The 22379-nt window shown below is 53.2% G+C and carries 20 protein-coding genes and 1 tRNA gene; 7 read left to right on the plus strand and 14 right to left on the minus strand.

The window, feature by feature from the left end; genetic code table 11:
• Window positions 1-170: 170 nt before the first annotated feature.
• From VLV32_05390 to VLV32_05420, 7 genes are all read right to left on the minus strand, one after another.
• Window positions 171-260: transfer RNA gene (locus tag VLV32_05390), tRNA-Ser, on the minus strand.
• Window positions 261-306: 46 nt separating this feature from the next.
• Window positions 307-1647, minus strand: a complete 1341-nt coding sequence (gene serS / locus VLV32_05395; protein ID HUL41322.1) for a serine--tRNA ligase — start codon at window positions 1645-1647, stop codon at window positions 307-309.
• 36 nt (window positions 1648-1683) lie between these two features.
• Window positions 1684-2994 (minus strand): replication-associated recombination protein A, encoded by a 1311-nt coding sequence (locus VLV32_05400; GenBank protein HUL41323.1) that lies wholly within the window; start codon window positions 2992-2994, stop codon window positions 1684-1686.
• The gene (gene lolA / locus VLV32_05405) at window positions 2987-3607 is read right to left on the minus strand and encodes an outer membrane lipoprotein chaperone LolA (protein ID HUL41324.1); all 621 of its coding nucleotides are present in this window, start codon (window positions 3605-3607) and stop codon (window positions 2987-2989) included. The genes VLV32_05400 and lolA overlap by 8 nt, the downstream gene beginning before the upstream one ends.
• Window positions 3608-3713: 106 nt before the next feature.
• Window positions 3714-6026, minus strand: a complete 2313-nt coding sequence (locus VLV32_05410; GenBank protein ID HUL41325.1) for a DNA translocase FtsK 4TM domain-containing protein — start codon at window positions 6024-6026, stop codon at window positions 3714-3716.
• Between the two features lie 188 nt (window positions 6027-6214).
• Complete coding sequence (locus tag VLV32_05415; protein ID HUL41326.1) at window positions 6215-6898, minus strand: Crp/Fnr family transcriptional regulator; 684 nt, start codon at window positions 6896-6898, stop codon at window positions 6215-6217.
• Window positions 6899-6943: 45 nt separating this feature from the next.
• Window positions 6944-8512 (minus strand): ShlB/FhaC/HecB family hemolysin secretion/activation protein, encoded by a 1569-nt coding sequence (locus tag VLV32_05420; GenBank protein ID HUL41327.1) that lies wholly within the window; start codon window positions 8510-8512, stop codon window positions 6944-6946.
• 242 nt (window positions 8513-8754) lie between these two features.
• Here VLV32_05420 and trxB point away from each other — a divergent pair, with 242 nt between their 5' ends.
• On the plus strand, window positions 8755-9711 hold the full coding sequence (gene trxB / locus VLV32_05425) for a thioredoxin-disulfide reductase (protein HUL41328.1): 957 nt from the start codon (window positions 8755-8757) through the stop codon (window positions 9709-9711).
• A complete protein-coding gene (locus VLV32_05430) occupies window positions 9708-10265 on the plus strand; it encodes a Smr/MutS family protein (GenBank protein ID HUL41329.1) in 558 nt (185 codons plus the stop codon). Before trxB ends, VLV32_05430 begins: the two co-directional genes overlap by 4 nt.
• Window positions 10266-10326: 61 nt before the next feature.
• Here VLV32_05430 and VLV32_05435 read toward each other — a convergent pair whose 3' ends face one another.
• Together VLV32_05435 and VLV32_05440 are read right to left on the minus strand one after the other, a co-directional pair.
• Window positions 10327-10665: a P-II family nitrogen regulator gene (locus tag VLV32_05435; GenBank protein ID HUL41330.1), complete on the minus strand. Its 339-nt coding sequence runs from the start codon at window positions 10663-10665 to the stop codon at window positions 10327-10329.
• Window positions 10666-10748: 83 nt separating this feature from the next.
• The gene (locus VLV32_05440) at window positions 10749-12350 is read right to left on the minus strand and encodes an NAD+ synthase (GenBank protein ID HUL41331.1); all 1602 of its coding nucleotides are present in this window, start codon (window positions 12348-12350) and stop codon (window positions 10749-10751) included.
• 114 nt (window positions 12351-12464) lie between these two features.
• Between VLV32_05440 and VLV32_05445 the strand changes: the two genes are divergently transcribed.
• The 3 genes from VLV32_05445 to VLV32_05455 are packed head-to-tail and all read left to right on the plus strand — an operon-like array spanning window position 12465 to window position 14199.
• Window positions 12465-12719 (plus strand): tetratricopeptide repeat protein, encoded by a 255-nt coding sequence (locus VLV32_05445; protein ID HUL41332.1) that lies wholly within the window; start codon window positions 12465-12467, stop codon window positions 12717-12719.
• A gap of 48 nt (window positions 12720-12767) precedes the next feature.
• On the plus strand, window positions 12768-13088 hold the full coding sequence (locus tag VLV32_05450) for a hypothetical protein (protein HUL41333.1): 321 nt from the start codon (window positions 12768-12770) through the stop codon (window positions 13086-13088).
• Complete coding sequence (locus tag VLV32_05455) at window positions 13072-14199, plus strand: GNAT family N-acetyltransferase (protein ID HUL41334.1); 1128 nt, start codon at window positions 13072-13074, stop codon at window positions 14197-14199. The genes VLV32_05450 and VLV32_05455 overlap by 17 nt, the downstream gene beginning before the upstream one ends.
• A gap of 5 nt (window positions 14200-14204) precedes the next feature.
• Here the strand turns inward: VLV32_05455 and VLV32_05460 are convergent, their stop codons facing one another.
• From VLV32_05460 to clpS, 4 genes are all read right to left on the minus strand, one after another.
• Window positions 14205-15407 carry an FCSD flavin-binding domain-containing protein gene (locus VLV32_05460; GenBank protein ID HUL41335.1) on the minus strand — a complete coding sequence of 401 codons (1203 nt, stop codon included), beginning with the start codon at window positions 15405-15407 and terminating at the stop codon, window positions 14205-14207.
• Between the two features lie 83 nt (window positions 15408-15490).
• Window positions 15491-15805: a cytochrome c gene (locus VLV32_05465; GenBank protein ID HUL41336.1), complete on the minus strand. Its 315-nt coding sequence runs from the start codon at window positions 15803-15805 to the stop codon at window positions 15491-15493.
• Window positions 15806-15904: 99 nt separating this feature from the next.
• Complete coding sequence (clpA, locus tag VLV32_05470; GenBank protein HUL41337.1) at window positions 15905-18160, minus strand: ATP-dependent Clp protease ATP-binding subunit ClpA; 2256 nt, start codon at window positions 18158-18160, stop codon at window positions 15905-15907.
• A gap of 17 nt (window positions 18161-18177) precedes the next feature.
• Complete coding sequence (clpS, locus tag VLV32_05475) at window positions 18178-18486, minus strand: ATP-dependent Clp protease adapter ClpS (protein HUL41338.1); 309 nt, start codon at window positions 18484-18486, stop codon at window positions 18178-18180.
• A 247-nt stretch (window positions 18487-18733) separates the two neighbouring features.
• Here clpS and VLV32_05480 point away from each other — a divergent pair, with 247 nt between their 5' ends.
• Window positions 18734-18940, plus strand: coding sequence for a cold-shock protein (locus VLV32_05480; protein ID HUL41339.1), 207 nt, complete (start codon window positions 18734-18736; stop codon window positions 18938-18940).
• Between the two features lie 101 nt (window positions 18941-19041).
• On the opposite strand, the gene icd is transcribed toward VLV32_05480, so the two are convergent.
• Window positions 19042-20289 (minus strand): NADP-dependent isocitrate dehydrogenase, encoded by a 1248-nt coding sequence (gene icd / locus VLV32_05485; protein HUL41340.1) that lies wholly within the window; start codon window positions 20287-20289, stop codon window positions 19042-19044.
• 703 nt (window positions 20290-20992) lie between these two features.
• Here icd and aceA point away from each other — a divergent pair.
• A complete protein-coding gene (gene aceA / locus VLV32_05490; GenBank protein HUL41341.1) occupies window positions 20993-22273 on the plus strand; it encodes an isocitrate lyase in 1281 nt (426 codons plus the stop codon).
• Window positions 22274-22379 lie beyond the last annotated feature (106 nt).

Below are 22379 nucleotides of genomic sequence, written 5' to 3' on the forward strand. Positions count from 1 at the left end.
GCACAGGATAATGATCTCGCGGTTAAAGTGCCGGTACTTGAAAAGGATATTGAGGCTGCTCGAGGAAGTCATAGCGGGCTCCGAGGACGAACCCAATCAGTTTACGCTCCCAATGCTCCTTGATGTTGTTGCACCAGAACCAAGAGAGAGAAGAAAAGCTGCAGACTAGCTGGCGGAGAGGGTGGGATTCGAACCCACGATACGCTTGCGCGTATACCGGTTTTCGAGACCGGCCCGTTCGACCACTCCGGCACCTCTCCGGTAGCGCGGCATTCTAGCATCAATTCGCAATTTTTTTACGCTTGGCTATTTCGCGGGTTCGATGGATTTCAGTCCACCCATATAAGGCTTTAGGGCAGCGGGGATTTCGATTCCTCCGCCGGAGTTTTGATAATTCTCCATGACCGCGATCAGCGTGCGCCCCACTGCAAGTCCCGAGCCATTCAGTGTGTGCACCGGCTCTGTTTTGCCCTTCTCGTTGCGAAAGCGCGCCCGCATGCGCCGCGCCTGGAACGCTTCGAAATTGCTACATGAAGATACTTCTCGGTAGGCGTTCTGTCCAGGCAGCCAGACTTCGATGTCGTAGGTCTTGGCCGCAGCAAAACCCATATCGCCGGTGCACAACGTCACAAGGCGATAAGGCAGTTCCAATTTCTTCAGAATAGCTTCAGCGTGTCCCGTAAGTTCCTCCAGTGCCTGATAGGATTTCGCTGGATGCACGACCTGCACCAGTTCAACCTTGTCGAACTGATGTTGGCGAATCATTCCGCGCGTATCTTTGCCATAGGAACCGGCCTCGCTGCGAAAACAGGGCGAGTGGCAAACAAATTTGAGAGGGAGACTTTCCAGCGGTAGGATTTCATCTCGAACTATGTTGGTTACCGGCACTTCCGCGGTGGGTATCAAATATAGGCGATTCTTAAGCAGGTCAGCCGTAGCCTCGTTTGGTAAACTTTGCAAGAAAGATCCGCCGGGAAATACGCCGAACAGATCTTCCTCAAACTTCGGCAGCTGGCCGGTGCCTCGCATGCTTTCTGCATTCACCAAGTAAGGCGCATAAACTTCAGTGTAATTATGCTCGTTGGTGTGCACGTCAAGCATGAACTGGGCAATCGCCCGATGCAGACGCGCCAAGCCTGCCTTCATTAATACAAAGCGTGCGCCGCTAATCTTGCTTGCCGCGGTGAAATCAAGCTGTTTCAAACCATCTCCTAAATCCACGTGGTCCTTTATGCGAAAACTGAAATTGCGCGGCGAGCCTACCCTCCTTAGCTCGGTATTGTCTTCCGAAGATTTGCCGAAAGGCACGCTCTCATGAGGAATGTTTGGAATATTGAGCAGAAGGTCGTCAAGTTTGGCGTTAATTTCGGCTAGCTCGATTTCCCGAGCCTTAAGTTCCTCGGCCTCGGAGTTGACCTCTTGCACAAGTTCAGAAAACTTTGCTAAGTCGCCTTGCTTCTTTGCATTGAACGCTTGCGTGGATGTCGTATTTCGATGAGCTTCTAATTCTTCCTTCCGAATCTGTTTGTCCTTTCGCTCCTTTTCGAGCTTATGATAGATTTCGACATCAAAAGGAAAATTGCGAGTATCTCGAAGCTTTTTCGCTACGGTTTCGATACTGCTGCGGAGCAATTGCGGGTCAAGCATAGTTAATAATCCGTATTTAGCCGTGGTAGTGAGCAGCTAAGGCTTTTTCGCTTTTTTGTCGAGCTCGCTTAAACGCTTTAAATGTTCCGCAATCTTCGCTTCAAGTCCGCGGTCCGTGGGATGATAGAAGGTCTGCGCCGGCATGCCGGCCGGAAAATAATTTTCTCCGGCGGCGTAGGCTTCCGGTTCATCGTGCGCGTAGCGGTAATCCTTGCCAAAGCCCATGTCCTTCATTAACTTGGTCGGCGCGTTGCGTAAATGCTCGGGAACCGGCCGCGATTTGTCTGCGCCGATAAAGTGGCGCGCGTCGCTGAACGCGGTGTACACGGAGTTGCTCTTGGCGGTGCACGCAAGGTAAATCACTGCCTCGGCCAGCGCAAGCTCGCCTTCGGGACTACCCAGGCGCTCATACACTTCGCAAGCGTCCAAGGCAATTCGCAAGGCACGAGGATCTGCCAGGCCCACGTCTTCCGCCGCCATGCGTACCAGCCGCCTGCCGATATAGCGTGGATCCGCCCCACCGTCCAACATACGGCACATCCAGTAGAGAGACGCGTCGGGATTCGAGCCCCGCACCGATTTATGCAGGGCGGAAATCTGGTCATAAAATGCGTCCCCGCCTTTGTCAAACCTTCTGACACTTTGCGCCAGCACATTTTGGATATATTGCGCGCCGATCTGCGTAGTTTGATTCTGCTCAACGGCGGTAGCTAGATGCTCCAGCATGTTGAGCAGTCGTCTGGCGTCGCCATCCGCGTAGCCGATCAGCAGAGACTTTGCTTCCGGGCTAAAGCTCGCGCTTGGAATGGCGAGTTTTCGCGCGCGTTCGAACAAAATCTCCAACTCCTCATCGCTCAGCGGGTGCAACACGTAGACTGCAGCGCGGGAAAGCAGAGCGCTGTTGACTTCGAACGACGGATTCTCGGTGGTAGCGCCTACAAATGTGACCAGCCCTTGTTCTACAAAAGGCAGGAACGCGTCCTGCTGTGCTTTGTTAAAGCGGTGCACCTCGTCAATAAATAATATGGTATGGCGTCCGGACTGTTGCAGGACGAACTCGGCTCTTTCAACTGCCTCGCGGATATCCTTGACGCCGGCAAGCACCGCGGACAGAGCAATAAATTCGGCATTGAAAATGCTGGCCATCAGCCGCGCCAGCGTCGTTTTCCCGGACCCCGGCGGCCCCCATAGTATCATCGAATGCGGCTTGCCGGATTCGAACGCCAGCCGTAACGGTTTGCCTTTGCCAAGCAGATGCGTTTGACCGATCACGTCTTCAAGACGCTGCGGGCGCAGGCGATCGGCCAACGGCGCGGCAGGCACTTTTCGCTCGAACAAATTACTCACCGACAATATCAGCACCCTTTGGAGGAGTGAATTCAAACAATTTTGGGCTCAAGCGGGGATTTAGCTCCAATTCAGAGAAATGCAAAATGGTGGTTTGTCCGAAGCGATCACGCAGTTCCATGACCTGCAGGCCGGATTTATCGAATCCCATGCGTATGCTCTCGAATGACGCATCTTCCGTTTTCGGCAACGCTTGCAGCCACTCCAGACCGTTTTGAGTGCCGTCATCCTTAAGGTTAAACTCCTTTTCGATTTCATTGCTGCCGGCAAGCAATGCGGCCGGGCTTTGGCCCAACGCTTGATCAAGTTTTTTGACAGTAACCTGATTCAGTTCCGGATCGTATACCCAGAGTTTTTCGCCATCGCCCACGATTAGCTGCGCGTAGGGTTTTTGGTAACTCCAGCGGAATTTGCCGGGACGCGAGAACTCCATGGTGCCGTTCGATTTCTGTACGCTGCGGCCGTTCTTATCCAGGAGTTCCTGGTTGAATTGCGCCTTCCCCGTGGTGGTATGCCGGATAAACTCTTTTAACCTATCAATGCTCGAAGCGTCTGCCGGAGACAAGCCGCCAAGCGCGAAAAGTAAGGCGGCGGCAATACCGGCTTTTTTCATTAATCCTTCCGCAGCCCCTGGGTATCGGCCACCGCGTCGCGTTTGAGCGTGATGATGGTCGTCGAAAGAGAACTATTCATGACATTTATCTACCACCATCCCGTGTTTAGAATGCCGGCTTGCGGGAAGAGTACGCCGCCGAATCGCCCGCGGGCGCCAATACTTCCCTATTGCCGTTGCTCTGCATGCCGGAAACCAGACCTCCCCGCTCCATCTGTTCGATCAATCGCGCAGCGCGATTGTAACCGATGCGCAAGTGCCGCTGCACCAGCGAAATCGATGCGCGGCGCGATTTTAAAACGATTGCCACCGCTTCATCATAAAGCGGATCGGATTCCGAAACAGAACCGGAGGCTTCGTCGTACAAATCCGCCTCCTGGCCTTCCAATACGTCGTCCACGTACTGCGGCGCGCCCAGTGCTTTCAAATAATTTACTACCTTGTGCATTTCTTGGTCTGAGACATACGCACCGTGCACCCGCTGTGGATAGCCCAACCCCGGCGGCAGATAAAGCATGTCCCCTTGGCCGAGCAACGCCTCTGCTCCCACCTGATCGAGTATGGTGCGCGAATCCACCTTAGCAGAAACCTGGAAAGCGATGCGGCTCGGTATATTCGCCTTGATAAGTCCGGTGATCACGTCCACCGAGGGTCTTTGCGTTGCCAATATCAAGTGCACGCCTGCGGCGCGCGCTTTCTGCGCAAGGCGGGCGATCAATTCTTCAACTTTCTTGCCCACCACCATCATCAGATCCGCCAATTCGTCAATAACCAGTACAATCAGCGGCATTTGTTCAAGGCGCTCGGGATTATTCGGGGTAACAGTGAACGGATTGGTGAGCGGCGCCCCGGCTTTTTGCGCGTCGCGGACTTTCTGGTTATATCCCGCAATGTTGCGCACGCCCAGGTTTGACATCAGCCTGAAGCGCCTATCCATTTCGCCTGCGCACCAGAGCAGCGCATTGGCCGCCTGCTTCATATCCGTCACTACCGGCGCAAGCAAATGCGGGATTCCTTCGTACACCGAAAGCTCCAGCATCTTGGGGTCAATCAATATCATGCGCACTTGGGCTGGCGATGCCTTGTATACAAGGCTCAATATCATGGCGTTGATTGCCACGGATTTGCCAGAGCCGGTCGTGCCCGCGACCAGTATATGCGGCATCCTGGCGAGGTCGGCAACCACCGGGTGCCCGCTGATATCCTTGCCCAACGCGAGGGTTAGCGGCGATGTCATCTCGGCGTAGGCCTGGGAGCTCAGGATTTCCGAAAGCCGGACCACCTGACGCTCGGGATTGGGAATTTCAAGACCCATGCAGGCCTTGCCCGGAATGGTCTCCACCACGCGAATGCTCACCACAGACAACGCTCGCGCGAGGTCCTTCACTAGATTAACGATCTGGCTGCCTTTTACTCCGACCGCGGGCTCAATCTCGAAGCGCGTGATTACCGGGCCCGGATATGCCGCGATTACCTTCGCCTCCACGCCAAAATCCAGCAGTTTTTTCTCAATAAGTCGCGAGGTGAATTCCAGCGTGTCGGCAGACAACGCCTCAACTTCCTCGCCCGCCTTGTCGAGCAGGTGTAATGGCGGCAAGGGCGTGTCCGGCAGGTCTTCGAACAGCGGCACCTGCTTCTCGCGCTCGGCGCGCGAGGACTTCGGAATTTCTGCAACCGGCGGTTCGATGTGAAGCGGCTGGTGGTCCTCGAAGCGTCTCTTTTCCACTTCAACGAACACCTCGCGCCGGCTCAACGCCTCCTTGCCTACGCGCCTATCGCGCCAGTTGCGCAACGAATGGATAACGAACAAGTAGCCATCTTCAATTAAACCTCCCACACCCTCGAACAGCTTGATCCAGGAGAGCCCGCTAAATAGAGTAAGGCCTATGGCTATCAGCGTCAGCAGAATTAGGGTGCCTCCGATAAATCCCAAAGCAGTAACTGCAGCCTTGCTGATTATTCCACCCAGCATGCCTCCGGGTGCGAGAGGCAGCACCGCTTTAATGCTGTAGAAGCGCAATGCTTCCATTCCGCTGCTGGCAATGAGCAGAATGACAAACCCGCACGCGGCAACGACAAACGAGCGGCGATCACTGAGTCCCACACTGTCAATGCGTTTGTAACCCCACCAGGTGGCGAACAGAAGAAACACGACCCACCAATAAGCGGAGATTCCGAAGAGATAAAGCAGAATATCGGCAAGCCAAGCGCCAAAACGACCCCCCAAGTTGTGCACCTCGGTAACCTGGCTGAATTGTGACCAAGCGGGGTCAAGCTTGTCGTAGCTTGTCAGCACCAGCGCAACGTACAGCGCCGCGGCGACCAGTGCCAGCCACCATGATTCACGCAGTAGCGCCGCAATCTTGGGCGGCAGCGGTTTGCGCGCGTCCGATTTGGATCTGTTGTGGGGGGAAAGCATCCTTGCCTTGCAAACTCAACTTGCAGTTCCGATTATATCAAGTTGAACGCACGACGCAGGGTAATTTATGCCCGAGCATTGAACAATACTCCCTGCCCGAGTGGCAGCGCCGCCAGCTTGAAGGCCCGGTCTTTTTCAAACTCGATGATGATATCTAGGCGTTCGGCTTCAACCCGGCCCTGCTGGGGTCACACTTTCGAAGCGCTTGCGGTCTTTCCCGGCATCCCTTCGTTGACTATGATTCTTCTGGCTTCGAAACGTATATGGCCGGAGAGTGCGAGATCTTTCAATATGCGGCTTACCATCTCACGTGATGCACCGATCATGTCCGCAAGGTCTTGTTGCGAGAGTTTTTCGCCGACGATCAACTTGCCGTCCTCCGGTTTGGCCAATTCAAGCAGGGTTCTTGCTACCCTGCCGTAAACATCCATCAACGCCAGACTTTGGATTTTTCTATCGGCGCTGCGCAGCCTCTGAATCAGCCCCTGAATGATCTTGAACGCCATTTGCGGATTGTGGGCGAGACAGTTAACGAAATCCCCTTTTGAAATCGCATATAGTTGGGTCGGCTCCATGGCAACCACATCGGCCGAGCGGGGCTGTTGGTCCAGCAGCGCCATTTCTCCGAAAAATTCGCTTTTGCCCAAAATAGCCAGTATGACTTCTTTGCCACCGCCAGTGCTCAATACGACCTTCACCTTGCCGGAGGCGATGACATACAGCGCATCGGTCTTGTCACCCTCGTGCAAGATAATGGCGTGCTTGGCAAAATTTCTAGCCACAGCCACGCGCCCCATCGCTGTGAGCTCCTCTGCCTGCAAGCCCGAAAACAACGGAACATTTCCTAGTAGCTCATTTACAGATGTATTCATGACGTTAATCCGCTAAAGTTTAGACTAGCCTAGCATGTTCTAATGCTAATAGACAAAAACTATTCCGACATGCGCGCGCTTACTCCAGCTTGTTTCGCTGCCGCCCGGGTGAAGCACTGTAGCAAAATCGGCACGCACTGCGAAATGTTTTTGGTCGAGGCGGACCCCGAAGCCCGTGCTGGAAATAAACTGGTTTGTTATTTCACCGGGCAAAGCATGGTTGCGCCACACATCACCGTAGTCGTAAAAAAGGAGTAAACGCGTGTGCACGTCCGGCAGCTGCAACTGGCCGCTGAGGTCGGGCGAATAGGCTTCCACCGTTCCTTGGTAGCCCGCATCGTCGATTATTTCACGCTCGTGGAAACCGCGCACGCTGTTGAATCCCCCGATGCCATACTGCACACCGGGGACGAGTGCATCCCGGGTCAGCTGTCCGTTAAACGCCGCGCGGAATTGGAAATCATACGGCAATGTCTGAAGCCCGGCCAAGCCAAACCCGACGATGTGATAGGTATCGGTGGCGCCGGCGCGCGCCGCCTGGAAAGCCGCTTGGTTGCCACTGCCGCCTCCCGGTATATTCATCGAGTAACCGGCATTAAATGCGACCTCGGTAGTCGGTAGATGCCAGTTACCGAAATAGGTGACGCTCGCGGGGTGCACCGAAATGTTGGGAATCACTGAAATTGTCGTTCCGGACGTAATCACATTATTCTTGAACGCCTCGTAGTTCAATCCGTAGGATAATTTTTGCTCGTAAATTTCCCCGACTCTGGGCAGCAAATTATTATAGCGCAGCAAAACGATGGTGCCGCTACCGCTCACGTTAAACAGATTCTGAACCGTGCCGGAGTTAACATCGGAATACCCTGCGATGATATCGATGGAATCACCCAGCCGATAAAGCGGAACGTGGTAGCTGCCGCCGAAGATTTTTACGCTGTCTGCATGGTCGGGCGATGTCTGGCCCTGGAAAGTGAAAACATTATCCATATTGAAAAGATTTGAGATCTGGAAGCCGGCGCCCACGCGATAGGTGCCGGTCTGACTGTCCCCGGTGTTGTCGCCGTAGGCAAACACCTTCCACGGTTTTTCGTCTGTGACTTTAATGGTGGCATCAACGTCGCCAGGTTCCTTGCTGGATTTGAACAGCACCGCGGTTTGCTTTGACGGATTTTCATTCGCCACTCGAAGATCAGCAGCGATATCGCGCGCATTGGGCGCGGAACCTTGCTTTAGGTGGGGTAGGCTCCCGCGTACATTTTCATCGTCATGGTGCTCGTTGCCTTGTATGGTAATCAACCCGATGCGCGCTTCGATGACCTTGAGCCGTACCACGCCCTTGTTCACCACCTGCTCGGGGAGAATTACTTTTACCGCGCGGTAGCCTTTTTTCTCATAGGCATTCTGTAGCGCCTCTTGCGCCCGCTGTACATCGGTTATATCTTTTTGTTTGCCCGTATACCGCGAAACGATTTTTTCGACTTCGCTGGATTTCAGCAAGGTGTTGCCTTCGACGATAAAACGGGTGATATCAAAACGTGCTGGGGGCGGGGGTTTAGGTTCCTTCGCTGCGGCGCCAGTTGCTATCAAAGCCAATCCAAGGCAGGAATACATTATTATTCGTGCTTGCGCCACTAAGCCTCCTATCGCCCATGTTTCGTAGCGTAGTGATTATAAGACAATAAGCCCTAAAAAGGCATCACTTCTGACCGAAAGCGTCGCTCGACAGCGTTGGCTATTGCTGTTAAATTCGCGCAAATTGTATTGGCCGCTCGTGAACGCCGCTTCGCTCGAGAACCGGCGCATTCTCAGTCAATCCATTTTTGCCATGCAATTCGAACTAGAATTCACAATACATGATGACTTCCAAGCACTGCCGTTTATTGATTTTGGGATCCGGGCCGGCGGGATATACCGCTGCTGTTTACGCTGCGCGCGCCAACCTTAGACCCGTGTTGATTACCGGATTGGCGCAAGGGGGACAACTCATGACGACCACCGATGTCGACAACTGGCCGGCAGATCCAGCAGGCGTACAGGGCCCGGAATTGATGGAGCGCTTTCTAAAGCACGCGCGACGCTTCGAAACCGAAGTTATTTTCGATCATATTCATACCGTGAAGCTCGCCGAAAAACCGTTCAGGCTTGTCGGCGACGAAGGTAGCTACACGTGCGATGCGCTGATCATCGCCACCGGCGCGTCTGCCAAATACCTGGGCCTTGCGTCGGAACAAGCCTACATGGGCAGGGGCGTCTCAGGCTGCGCAACTTGCGACGGTTTTTTCTACAAGGGGCAGCACGTTGCGGTGGTCGGCGGAGGCAATACCGCCGTGGAAGAAGCGCTGTATTTGTCGAATATCGCTAAAAGAGTGACGGTTATTCACCGGCGCGATAAATTTCGCGCAGAAAAAATTCTGATTGATAAACTCATGGAAAAGGCCCGCAGCGGCAATGTGACGATCACCTGGAACCACGTGCTGGAGGAAGTGCTGGGGGACAACACCGGCGTGAACGGGGTGCGGGTTAAAAACGTCAAGAACGGCGCTATTACAAACCTTGATATTCGGGGCGTGTTTATCGCAATCGGACACACGCCTAACACCGAAATGTTCAAGGAGCAGCTGGAGATGGTGAATGGCTACATCGTTACCCGTGGCGGAAGTCAGGGCAATGCCATGGCAACCAGTGTTCCGGGAGTGTTTGCAGCCGGCGATGTACAGGATCACGTTTACCGCCAAGCCGTAACCAGTGCAGGTTCCGGCTGCATGGCAGCGCTCGATGCGGAAAAATATCTGGACGAACTTGCCTCATGAAAACCCGCAAACGCGTTCCGAGCAGCGCGCCGCCCTTGTCGGAAGAGGAAAAGAATTTGTTTCGACAGGCAGTGGAAGGCGTCAAGCCCTTACCTCACAGCGGACGCGTGCACGCGGCGGCAATTCCAGCGCCTCCTTTGCCCTTGCAAAGCCTGCGCGATGAACAAGCCGCGCTATCCGAATCACTCTCAGACTGGGTGCCACCTCACGATTTCCAGGACGAGGATTCTTTTCTGCGGCCTGGATTGTCGCGGCAAATTCTAAAACAATTGCGCCGGGGTCACTGGGCGGTACAGGACGAGCTGGATTTGCACGGGCACACCAGCGATGAGGCGCTGTCAAGTTTGGTTGCATTTCTGAAGAGAAGCAGAAAACGCGGTCTGCGCTGTGTGCGTGTCATTCATGGCAAGGGCTTGCGCTCGAAAAACCGCGAACCTGTTCTGAAATACAAGGTGCGTGCCTGGCTTTCGCAGCGCGAGGAAATTTTAGCGTACTGCGAAGCACGTCCAGTAGATGGCGGAAGCGGCGCAATGACCGTGTTGCTCAAGGCGTGAAGATCGAGCATGACGCGAAAAGGGACATATTTTCACCGCTGACCGCCAAATACCAAACTCGTCAAATGGCCGCCTCGCCGGTTTCGTTAGTGCGGATACGCACGACCTGCTCCACTGAAGTTACAAAAATTTTGCCGTCGCCGATTTTGCCGGTGCGCGCAGTTTTCACAATTGCTTCGATGGCCGCATCAACAAGTTTCTCCGGCACCACCACCTCGATTTTCACCTTCGGCAGAAAATCCACCACATATTCGGCGCCGCGATAAAGCTCAGTATGGCCTTTCTGTCTTCCGAATCCTTTCACTTCGGTGACGGTAAGCCCGCTTGCCCCGATTGCAGACAAGGCCTCGCGCACTTCATCAAGCTTGAAAGGTTTAATCACTGCTTCGATTTTTTTCATTGATATTCTCCAATTGCTAAGATGGGTGCTAAGTATAGTGCCAACAACACCATAAAAGAACGCCGCGACCACCCCAAAACGTATCAAATATCCCGGTACTTGGAAGTAATCGGATAGCGCCAGTCTTTGCCGAACCCGCGGTGGGTAATGCGAATGCCGACAGGAGATTGACGGCGCTTGTACTCACTGCCTTTAATAAGCCCCACCACCCGTTGCACGTCATTTGCGCTGAAGCCGCGGCGGATAATTTCCGCCGGGCTCAAATCCTGCTCCACATAGGCTTCCATGATGGCATCCAAAGTATCATAGGGCGGCAGGTTGTCTTGGTCTGTTTGATTGGGCTTAAGTTCGGCAGTAGGGGCGCGCTCCAGAACACGCGCTGGAATCACCTGGGAAACGCTGTTGCGATAGCGCGCAAGCCGGTACACCATAGTCTTGGCGATATCCTTTAGCACCGCGAACCCACCTGCCATATCGCCATAGAGCGTCGCGTAACCCGCCCCGATTTCGCTTTTATTGCCGGTGGTAAGTACAATCGCGCCAAATTTGTTGGAAAGTGCCATGAGCAAAGTGCCGCGAATACGCGCCTGTATATTTTCTTCGCTGGCGTCAATGGGCAGGCCGACAAACTCGGACGCTAATGCGCCGAGGAACTGGTCAAAAATCGATTTTATCGGAATCTCCTTATAGTGCACGCCCAGGTTTCGGGCAATGCTTCGCGAATCCTCCAAGCTTATTTCAGCGGTGTAGGGTGAAGGCATCATCACCGCGTGCACCTTGTCCGCTCCCAGAGCATCAGCCGCAATCGCGAGCGTCAATGCAGAATCCACGCCACCTGATATTCCTACCAGTGCGCCACAAAAATTGTTTTTCGTAACATAATCGCGCACCCCGAGGCATAGCGCTTGATATACGGTGGCCTCCAACGTCTGCGCCGGAGCCTTGTCACCTGGCTTGGGAGTTCGATTGTCGAGCGTTACCCAATATAACCCCTCGCGAAATGCCGGGAATTGGTGCGTGAGCTTACCTTGCTGATTCACCACGAATGAAGCACCGTCGAATACAAGCTCATCCTGCCCGCCGACCAAATTGACATAAATAACTGCCAAACCGGTTTCACGCACACGTTCCTCCACCACTTTGTAGCGCGTGGATTGCTTGTTCATGTGATAGGGCGAGGCATTTAGCACTAAAAGCACTTGTGCACCCGCGCGCTTGGCAAGTTGCGCTGCGTCTGGTTCCCAAATGTCGGCACAGATATTCATCGCGAAACGTACGTGCTCCAACTCAAACACACAGGCTTCGCTTCCCGGCATAAAATAGCGTTGTTCGTCGAACACGGTGTAATTCGGGAGTCGGAGTTTATGATAGGTTGCGATGATTTTTCCGTCCCTGATTACCGAGGCAGCGTTGTAGCGCTTTTCGCCCACTGCATGCGGGTGGCCCACGATTACGGCGATGCCGTGCACTTTTTCCACCAGTTCGTTCAACGCTTCCTGGGTTGCGCGATAAAAATCGTCGCGCAACAGCAGGTCTTCCGGCGGATAGCCGGAAAGGCTTAATTCAGGCGCCACCATGATGCTTGCTTTACCTGCCTTTGCTTGATCAGCGAAGCTCAAAATTTTCGCTGCGTTGCCGGAAAGATCACCGACTGTAGCGTTGAGTTGAGCAACTGCAATTCTCATTGCGCCAATATAACATTTTTCTCTTGCGCCACAGGAACCGAGCCGCCACAATATTTAACTAATCCAACCACGCTTGGTCCCCCCAACAATCAAAATGAAGCCAATGAGCTTAACATGAAATTTTTTGAAGAATGGTTGTGGCAATATTACGGCGCGCGTTTTTTTCTAATGTTCGATAACTATCACAGGGCTGCGGAAGCGCTGCATTTATCGCTCAATATCAATTCCCGGTTTCACCGCGGGTTAGTGAGCCTGGGCTTTATATATGCATCACTACAGCAGTATTCGGTAGCGGCACGCTATTTCGAGGATGCCCTGAGTATTAATCCTCAGGACGCCAAGGCCCTATTCAATCTTGGCTATGTTTAGGAAAAACAGCAGAACTACGGCCGCGCGATAGATATATTTCGGCAAGCCTTGGCTCTCGAGCCTACGATTGATCGCGCGTGGTTCGGCATGGGGTTAGCGTTTGTCGTATTGAAGCAGGACACCCAAGCGATCAATGCATTTCGTGAAGCGGCCAAATTACAACCGGTGAGCCCATATCCAAAATACGAAATGGGGATGGCGTACCACCGCCTTAACCAAACGGACAAGGTAGCGGATGTCATCCAACAGCTCAACGAATTCGACCCAAAAATGACAAAAAGCTCATTGACGACACCGGACTTTTACCCCCGGATGCATCCATCCGCTGAATTTGCTTGTCAAAGCAATTGTCATGAACGGTTTGCATAAAATCAGAATTCTTGACACGCTGCGTGAAATTCCGGCTCAAAGCTGGAATCAACTGGCAGGCGACGTCCCTGTTCTGTGCCACGAATATTTCAGCGCGTTGCACGAAACGGGGTGTGCGTGCCCACAAACCGGCTGGAACCCGCGTTTTATCACGCTCTGGCAAAACGACAGGCTGGCTGGCGCAATGCCGCTCTATTTGAAAACACATTCCTACGGTGAATATGTTTTCGATTGGACGTGGGCGGACGCTTACCGGCGCTCCGGCCATTGTTATTACCCCAAGCTGCTTTGCGCAGTGCCGTTCACACCGATTACTGGAAAACGCCTGTTAGCAAAAACTGTTGAGCAAAAATCGCTGATGCTGAATGCGGCCTTGAAGCTTGGGCGAGAATCAGGCGCATCCTCGCTGCACTGCCTGTTTCCGCAGGACGCGGATGCGCGGCATATGGAATCACTCGGCCTGCTGTTAAGGGAAGGGGTACAGTTTCACTGGCAAAATCCCGGTTACCGAAATTTTGACGAGTTTCTCGAAACACTCAATCACCGCAAAAGAAACAACATCCGGCTCGAGCGCCGCAAGTTGCGGGAAAGCGGAATCACCTGCGAGTGGCTGGAAGGATTCGCTATCGGCGCAGCCGACTGGAAATTTTTTACTACCTGCTATAACCGCACCTATCAGGAACACTTTTCCACGCCATATCTTAATTTGGAGTTTTTCATACGGCTGGGAGAAACAATACCGCAGCACTTGTTGTTGATTATTGCGCGGCGAGATGGTGAACGGCTGGCGGCCGCGCTCAATTTTCAAAGCCGCGAGCGCTTATATGGGCGCTATTGGGGAGCGCTGGAGTTTGTGCCGGGTCTGCATTTTGAAACCTGTTATTACCAATCGATCGAGTTCTGCATCGCGCGCGGTATACGCTTTTTTGAAGGCGGCGCGCAGGGCGAACACAAACTGGCGCGCGGTTTTCTGCCGGTAAAAACTTGGTCCGCTCATTGGCTGGCCCATCCGCAATTCGCCCAGGCAATTGAAAAATATTTGGACGAAGAAACGAGCGGTATCGCGCACTATATCGACGAGCTCACTGAGCATAGCCCGTTTAAGCGCTAGTTCCATCAGGCGAGCATATCCGCCCAAATATTCTGCGCCCATCCCCAGCCGTAGTTTCCCTCAAGCACGGAAGCTGCAGCAGACCGCCCACTGCTGCCCGCCACCACCAGCATGGTTTTCTTTTTCGGGTCATATTCGTGCACCGAAACCAGGTGCGCCGCTTCGCGATCAGAAATGAAGCTGTAGCAGGCATTATTCATCATCGGCCGCTCGTTGATCGGCTGGTCGCTAAGCAAAGCCACCACTGCGGCGGCGCATACTTTGGCCTGCTGGTTTGCCATATGCCCTGATTTTGGCATGGCCGGAGCAGCGAGAATGGCGTCTCCCAGTACGTGAATATTTTTGTGAACAGTAGATTCATAGGTCAAGAAATCGACGTCGCACCAGCGGTTGTTGGTCGTTATCAATCCAGCGCTTTGCGCAATAATGCCCGCGCGCTGCGGCGGCACGACATTGAGTACAGCTGCTTTAACGTTTTCAAATTCCAGCTTGGCGGTAAGCGTACCGACGTCTACGTCCACCAAAACGCTGTTAGGACGGTATTCAACTATACCTGAATACCGTTCCGCCCATGCCGCGGTAAACAGCTCCTTTTCAGACTGCACGTCTTCGTTGGCATCCAGAACCAGTACTTTTGAGCGTGGCTTGTGTGTCTTGAAATAATACGCCACTTGACACGCGCGCTCATACGGACCGGGCGGGCAGCGGTATGGGGACTCGGGAATGCACAGTGCGTATACTCCACCGTCGGGCATCGCCTCGAGTTGTTTTCTCAATGCAACGGTTTGCGCGCCCGCGTTCCAGGCGTGCAGCACCCGCTTCTGCGCGTCAGGGGAATTAAGCCCGGGTATCCGTTCATACATGAAATGAACGCCGGGAGCCACAATCACGCGGTCATAGCTCAGGTTGCCACCGTGCGCTAATTGCACAGTGCGCTTTCGCACATCTATCGAACGCGCTTCGTCATGTACCACCTGCGCCTGATGGCGGGCCAATCCCTCGTAGCCCACCGTAAGCTCTCGGATGGACTTGCTGCCACCGAGCACGAGGTTTGACAGTGGGCACGAAATAAATTCAGGGTCGCTTTCGACCAACGTCACATCGATATGGGACCCCCAAAGTTTAATATATTTTGCTGCGGTCGCCCCGGCATAACCGCCGCCGATCACAACCACATGTGGTGAGGCGCCCTTCCCAAAGCTTACCAAGCCCGGGAAAGTCGCTGCACTGAACGCGGCCGACGCGGAAGCCCATTTAATGAATTGACGTCTTGATAATGTCAAGGTTTTTCCTATTTCTGCGCCGCGAAATATTCGGCCATCAACTCGATCTGCTCATCGCTGTATCCTTTGGCAATTTGATGCATGACGGTGGACGGCCTTCGGCCGCGTTTGAAATCCTGCATTTGAAGCACGATATAGTCCCTATCGAGTCCGGCGAGCGGCGGGACTATGCCGACACTTTTGCCGTTGGTGCCGTGGCAGTTCGCGCAACCCGACGCGAGGTCACGCGGGTAATTTGAATCCGCTGCGGCCACTGCGGGCCTCGTTGCGCATATCGCGGCAAACATTACGGTTGCAGCACGGCGCAAGAGGTTTGAATTCACAACTGCTCCTGCTCGACCATTGCAAATTTGGCGCGCGGGGCTTGCTTAGGAGACGTACACAGGGACCGCGTCAGGGGAACCTATGGTGGAGATCGCGGACTAAACTACGCTTTCGGCCTGATCAACAAAGATCAATTGTATTTTTTCCTGTTCGTCAATATCGACTGTCACTTTGCCGCCGTTGCAGAGTTTGCCAAATAGAAGCTCATCGGCAAGCGCGCTGCGGATGACGTCCTGAATCAACCGAGCCATGGGCCGCGCGCCCATTATCGGATCGAAACCCCGTTTGGCTAGGTAATTCTTCAGCGCGTCGGTAAAGTGCGCATCGACTTTTTTCTCCTGCAACTGCTCTTCGAGCTGCATCAGGAATTTATCCACTACCCGTAGAATTACCTCATGGTCCAACGCGGCAAATGAGATGGTAGCATCCAGCCGATTCCTGAATTCCGGAGTAAACAGCCGTTTGATTTCCACCATCTCGTCGCCAGCGTGTTTGCTCGGAGTGAAGCCGATGGCAGTCTTGGATAGGGACTCCGCTCCGGCATTCGTGGTCATTATGATAATTACGTTCCGGAAATCCGCTTTGCGCCCGTTATTATCGGTGAGCGTGCCATGATCCATTACCTGCAAAAGTATATTGAAGATGTCGGGATGGGCTTTTTCGATTTCATCCAACAAGAGCACCGCATACGGATGCTTGGTAATTGCTTCAGTGAGTAAGCCGCCCTGGTCAAAACCCACATAACCCGGCGGCGCGCCGATCAGGCGCGAAACTGCGTGGCGTTCCATGTATTCGGACATATCAAAACGGATCAGCTCGACACCCATGATGTAGGCCAGCTGGCGCGCGACCTCGGTTTTCCCTACTCCGGTAGGGCCGGAGAACAGGAACGAACCGATCGGCTTTTGCGGATTACTAAGACCGCTCCGCGCCATCTTGATCGCGGCCGCGAGCGCGTCTATCGCCTGGTCCTGACCGAAAACCACCGCTTTCAAATCCCGATCGAGATTTCTGAGAGCGGTGCGGTCATCTGTGGAAACATTCTGCGGCGGGATGCGCGCGATTTTCGCGATGATCTCCTCAATTTCGTGTTTGGTAATGATCTTTTTTTGCTTGGATTTAGGTAGTATTTTCTGAGCCGCCCCCGCTTCGTCGATCACGTCTATTGCCTTGTCCGGCAAGTGGCGGTCGTTGATATAGCGCGCTGACAGCTCGGCGGCACTGCTGAGTGCAGCTGCGGTATATTTCACGCCGTGGTGCGATTCAAACCGCGACTTTAATCCACGCAGGATTGCCACGGTCTCGTCAATGCTCGGCTCCACCACATCTATTTTTTGGAAGCGGCGCGACAGCGCGTGATCCTTTTCGAAAACACCGCGGTATTCGTTATACGTAGTAGCTCCGATGCATTTCAACTGTCCCTGGTTCAGCGCGGGCTTAAGCAGGTTGGAAGCATCCAACGTCCCGCCTGAAGCGGCGCCCGCTCCAATCAGTGTATGAATTTCGTCTATGAATAGTATGGCATTTGGATTGTCAAGCAACTGCTTCAGAACCGCCTTGAGTCGCTGCTCGAAATCGCCGCGGTACTTGGTCCCGGCAAGCAGTGCGCCCATGTCCAACGCGTAAACCTGGCTGCGCTTCAGCACGTCGGGCACGTCGCCTTCGATGATGCGCCGGGACAAGCCTTCGGCAATCGCAGTTTTGCCCACACCTGCTTCACCAACCAGGAGCGGATTGTTTTTGCGACGCCGGCATAGCGTCTGCACCACGCGCTCGAGCTCGCGCTCGCGGCCGATCAAAGGATCAATTTTGCCGGCCAACGCCAGGGCGTTCAAATTCATTGTGTAATTTTCCAGTGCTCCGCCGGGGCCAGGTTCCTGCTCCGTCTCCACTTCGCTATCCGCCTTGTTCGCGGAGCTGCTCTGCGGAACTTTGGTGATACCATGAGAAATGTAGTTCACAACGTCAAGCCGGGTTACACCTTTTTGGTGCAGGAAATACACGGCATGCGAATCCTTTTCGCCGAAGATCGCCACCAGTACGTTGGCTCCGGTAACCTCCTTCTTGCCCGATGATTGCACGTGCAGAATGGCGCGCTGAATCACCCGCTGGAAGCCTAATGTCGGTTGAGTATCCACATCCCCGCTCACCTTTGGAGTATGCTCCATAACAAAATCGATAAGCAGTTTGCGCAGGTCCTCGATGTTGACCGCGCACGCCCGCAAAACTTCCGAGGCAGTGGGGTTGTCAAGCAAGGCTAACAGCAAATGTTCCACGGTGATGAACTCGTGTCGCTTCTGGCGCGCTTCCACGAACGCCATGTGAAGGCTGACCTCGAGCTCCTGAGCAATCATTTAATCTTTCTCCAATCTCATGTTTGTTCCATGACACACTGTAACGGATGCTGGTGCTGCTTGGCAAACGCTACCACTTGTTCGACTTTGGTTGCCGCAACGTCTTTGGGATACACACCACATACCCCCATCCCCTCCCTGTGTACTTTGAGCATTATTTGCGTGGCCTGTTCACGATTCATCGTAAATATCGTCTGTAATACTGCTACTACAAAATCCATAGGTGTGTAGTCATCGTTAAGTAGCAAAACCTTAAACATCGGGGGCGGCTTGAGTTTGCTCTTTTTGACCTCTAGTACAGTGTCTTCGCGTTGCCGGGTAGCCATTTCATACCTAGTCTAAAGCGCTATACATCATCTACTCAATAATAATGTATGCCGATTGCCCGCAATCTTTCAAGTGCATGGCAAAAATATTTTACCTAAACGCTTGACTTAGGCACTTGAATTAGCGTAAAAAGCAGATTCGGATGTTTGGCTTCAAGTTAGCTGCAGTACCGGTTTAACCGTTTGCGGTCTTGATTCTCAAACAGCGTTCGGGTTTGAGCCCGTTAATTTTTTTCAAGGAAGCAAAATGGCAACTGGTACAGTTAAGTGGTTTAATGATTCAAAAGGTTATGGGTTTATCACCCCTGATGATGGCAGCGAAGACTTATTTGCGCATTTCTCTGCAATCAACATGAATGGATTTAAGACCCTGAAAGAAGGGCAAAAAGTGTCCTTCGAAGTAACCCAAGGACCGAAGGGCAAGCAGGCATCGAACATTCAAACCATATCTTAAAAAATTTTTTGCCTCGGCTAGAATCGCACCGAGGCACACTCAGTTACAAAAGCCCGCCGATCGGCGGGCTTTTTTATTACCTGCAGTCTGCTTTTTATGGCTTAAGTTGCCATGCGCTCGACCAAGGCCTGGCCAAATCCTGAGCAGGAAACCTGAGTGGCGCCGGCCATGAGCCGTGCAAAATCGTAAGTTACAGTCTTAGCCTTGATGGTGTCTTCCATTGCATGAATGATGAGATCGGCAGCTTCGAACCATGTCATGTGCCGCAGCATCATTTCCGCTGAAAGTATCAGTGAGCCGGGGTTGACGTAATCCTTGCCAGCGTATTTGGGCGCAGTACCATGGGTGGCTTCGAACATAGCTACCGAATCACTCATGTTGGCGCCCGGCGCGATGCCGATACCGCCGACCTGAGCTGCTAATGCGTCGGAAATGTAATCGCCGTTCAGATTGAGGGTCGCAATGACATCGTAATCGTCGGGCCGGAGCAGTATTTGTTGCATAAAGGCATCGGCAATGACATCCTTGATCACGATGCCCGCGTTCTCGAGCTTCATCCAGGGACCGCCATCCAATTCGGTCGCGCGGAATTCGCGTTGTGCAAGTGCATAACCCCAATTCTTGAATGCGCCTTCCGTGTATTTCATGATGTTGCCCTTATGCACCAGAGTTACCGATTTGCGGTGATTGTCCACGGCATATTGAATCGCCTTGCGTACCAGTCGTTCCGTGCCTTCGCGCGACACCGGCTTGATGCCGATGCCCGAAGTTTCCGGGAAGCGGATTTTCGTCACCCCCATATCCTTGATCAGGAAATTAATCACTTTCTTCGCCTTCTCCGATTCCGATTCCCATTCGATGCCGGCGTAAATATCTTCAGAGTTCTCGCGGAAAATCACCATATTCGTTTTCTCGGGATGCAACAGCGGGCTCGGCACGCCCCTGAAGTATCGCACCGGACGCAGGCAGACATACAGATCCAGTTCTTGGCGCAACGCCACATTAATTGAACGGATACCGCCGCCTACTGGAGTGGTCAGCGGCCCCTTAATCGAAACCACGTATTTGCGGGCTGCGTCCAAAGTTTCATCGGGCAGCCAAATATCCCTTCCGTAGATCTGCGTGGATTTTTCACCGGCAAACGTCTCCATCCAAATGATTCTGCGTTTTCCGCCATAGGCCTTGTTCACCGCAGCATCCACCACCTTGCGCATGACGGGCGTAATGTCCACACCGATACCGTCGCCCTCAATGAACGGGATGATCGGACGGTCTGGGACGCTCAACGACTTGCCGCCAATGACCCGTATGGCCTCGCCATCCGACGGTACTTTTATGTGCTTATACATGTGATGCCCTTGTTGACAAAAAGCGGCTGTGTGTTGCCGACGGTCTTATGTCTTATATAATATACTACTTGTGGCGTGTTCGATCGTTCGTGGTGCCGATAATTTAGAGTGAACCTAGTATTTGGAAAATGGAGATCTTAAATAGCGAAAAAGTAAATTATGGGCCTGAGAATTCAACTGCCGGCGTCACAGCGCTGCGATCGAAGTCGAGCATGGGCAACACGGTACAGAAGAAAATGTCCACTGGCAAAATTTCGAGGCGGTCATAAAGATATGCCGATTATGCCGTGCACAAAAAAGTGGCTGTTTGACCGTGGTTAAAGGCCGCCATTGTTAATACATTATATTGATTAATAATATATTTGCATACGGTGTTGCAGTGCGCGCTATTGTTGTGCATTTTGACAGTTGCCATGTTATACTCAAGCCAATATCAGGAAACACTTGGCTTGGCGATTGACGGCATAACTTAGCGCGCATCTTATGCGCATCAGCAAGTCCAGGTTTGCCAGGTGCGGCCTCTGGTGACGCTGCGAAGTAAGATGACGGCGGGTTTGGCCTACCGGCCTTTAGTTTAATGACGGGGATTATTGTAATGACAGTCGGGTTGACAAAATAAGGATGCTACCGCAGGCACGACTGTTGCAGTCACAGCCGTCCACAACCGCAAATGCCAACCAATAAAATTACGTTAGGAAATCTTATGAGTAATGATCTGGAAATTGCCCGAATCAAAAAAGAATGGTCTGAGAATCCGCGCTGGAAAGGCGTGAAGCGCCCCTACACCGCGGAAGATGTAGAGCGGCTGCGTGGCACCGTTCATATCGAACACACGCTCGCCAGGCGAGGTGCGGAAAAATTATGGAAACTACTCAATGAACAGCCGTATGTAAACTCCCTCGGCGCACTTACCGGAAACCAGGCCATGCAGCAGGTAAAAGCAGGTCTGAAAGCCGTTTATTTGTCCGGGTGGCAAGTGGCGGCGGATGCCAACCTGGCGGGCCAGATGTATCCCGATCAATCTCTTTATCCCGTTGACAGCGTGCCCGCGGTGGTAAAGCACATCAATAATACGTTCACGCGCGCCGACCAGTTGCACCATGCCGAGGGAAAGGACCATATCGACTGGTACGTGCCGATAGTCGCGGACGCCGAAGCGGGTTTTGGAGGGGTACTTAACGCTTTCGAACTGATGAAATCCATGATCGAGGCAGGCGCTGCAGGCGTGCACTTTGAGGACCAGCTCGCCTCCGTCAAGAAATGCGGTCACATGGGCGGTAAAGTGTTAATTCCTACTCAAGAGGCGGTGCAAAAACTAGTTGCCGCGCGATTGGCCTCCGATATCCTCGGAGTACCTACTCTGCTGTTCGGGCGCACCGATGCCGAAGGAGCGAATTTGCTTACATCTGACGTTGACGAAAATGACAAACCCTTCCTCACCGGGGAACGTACCTCCGAAGGCTTTTACCGCGTGAAAAACGGGCTGGAACAGGCGGTATCACGGGGTGTCGCGTATGCGCCCTATGCCGACTTGCTATGGTGTGAAACCGGCGTTCCGGATTTGGAGTTTGCAAAGAAATTCGCAGATGCCATACACAAACAGTTTCCGAACAAACTGCTGGCTTATAACTGCTCACCATCGTTTAACTGGAAAAAGCATCTGGACGACGCAGTGATCGCCCGTTTTCAGCGCGAACTCGGCGCCATGGGATACAAGTTCCAGTTCATCACCCTTGCGGGGTTTCATGCTCTGAACTACAGCATGTTCGAACTGGCGCACGGCTATATGCAGCGCGGCATGGCGGCGTTTGTTGAGTTCCAGCAGAAGGAGTTCGCGGCCGCCGAAAAGGGCTTTACAGCTGTAAAGCATCAGCGTGAGGTCGGCACCGGTTATTTCGATCAGGTTACGCAGGTAATCCATAGCGGCGAATCATCGGTTACCGCTCTTACCGGGTCAACCGAAGAAGCGCATTTCGGAGGCTAGCTTTAAAGCAAGCAGTAGCATCCGCCCGTGAGTCCGACGAAGGGCTTCGCGATTTTCGTGCCATACACGGCGCATTTGGAGTTTGTAAAATTAAAACGTAAAGGAG

Source organism: Burkholderiales bacterium, from assembly GCA_035518095.1.
Taxonomy (GTDB): domain Bacteria; phylum Pseudomonadota; class Gammaproteobacteria; order Burkholderiales; family JAHFRG01; genus JAHFRG01.

Bases quoted from the DNA above. Each gene is read 5' to 3' on its own strand.
- serS (HUL41322.1), bottom strand. From the start codon at position 1,647: ATGCTTGACCCGCAATTGCTCCGCAGCAGTATCGAAACCGTAGCGAAA.
- lolA (HUL41324.1), bottom strand. From the start codon at position 3,607: ATGAAAAAAGCCGGTATTGCCGCCGCCTTACTTTTCGCGCTTGGCGGC.
- VLV32_05410 (HUL41325.1), bottom strand. From the start codon at position 6,026: ATGCTTTCCCCCCACAACAGATCCAAATCGGACGCGCGCAAACCGCTG.
- VLV32_05415 (HUL41326.1), bottom strand. From the start codon at position 6,898: ATGAATACATCTGTAAATGAGCTACTAGGAAATGTTCCGTTGTTTTCG.
- VLV32_05420 (HUL41327.1), bottom strand. From the start codon at position 8,512: ATGTATTCCTGCCTTGGATTGGCTTTGATAGCAACTGGCGCCGCAGCG.
- trxB (HUL41328.1), top strand. From the start codon at position 8,755: ATGATGACTTCCAAGCACTGCCGTTTATTGATTTTGGGATCCGGGCCG.
- VLV32_05430 (HUL41329.1), top strand. From the start codon at position 9,708: ATGAAAACCCGCAAACGCGTTCCGAGCAGCGCGCCGCCCTTGTCGGAA.
- VLV32_05435 (HUL41330.1), bottom strand. From the start codon at position 10,665: ATGAAAAAAATCGAAGCAGTGATTAAACCTTTCAAGCTTGATGAAGTG.
- VLV32_05440 (HUL41331.1), bottom strand. From the start codon at position 12,350: ATGAGAATTGCAGTTGCTCAACTCAACGCTACAGTCGGTGATCTTTCC.
- VLV32_05445 (HUL41332.1), top strand. From the start codon at position 12,465: ATGAAATTTTTTGAAGAATGGTTGTGGCAATATTACGGCGCGCGTTTT.
- VLV32_05455 (HUL41334.1), top strand. From the start codon at position 13,072: ATGAACGGTTTGCATAAAATCAGAATTCTTGACACGCTGCGTGAAATT.
- clpA (HUL41337.1), bottom strand. From the start codon at position 18,160: ATGATTGCTCAGGAGCTCGAGGTCAGCCTTCACATGGCGTTCGTGGAA.
- clpS (HUL41338.1), bottom strand. From the start codon at position 18,486: ATGGCTACCCGGCAACGCGAAGACACTGTACTAGAGGTCAAAAAGAGC.
- VLV32_05480 (HUL41339.1), top strand. From the start codon at position 18,734: ATGGCAACTGGTACAGTTAAGTGGTTTAATGATTCAAAAGGTTATGGG.
- icd (HUL41340.1), bottom strand. From the start codon at position 20,289: ATGTATAAGCACATAAAAGTACCGTCGGATGGCGAGGCCATACGGGTC.
- aceA (HUL41341.1), top strand. From the start codon at position 20,993: ATGAGTAATGATCTGGAAATTGCCCGAATCAAAAAAGAATGGTCTGAG.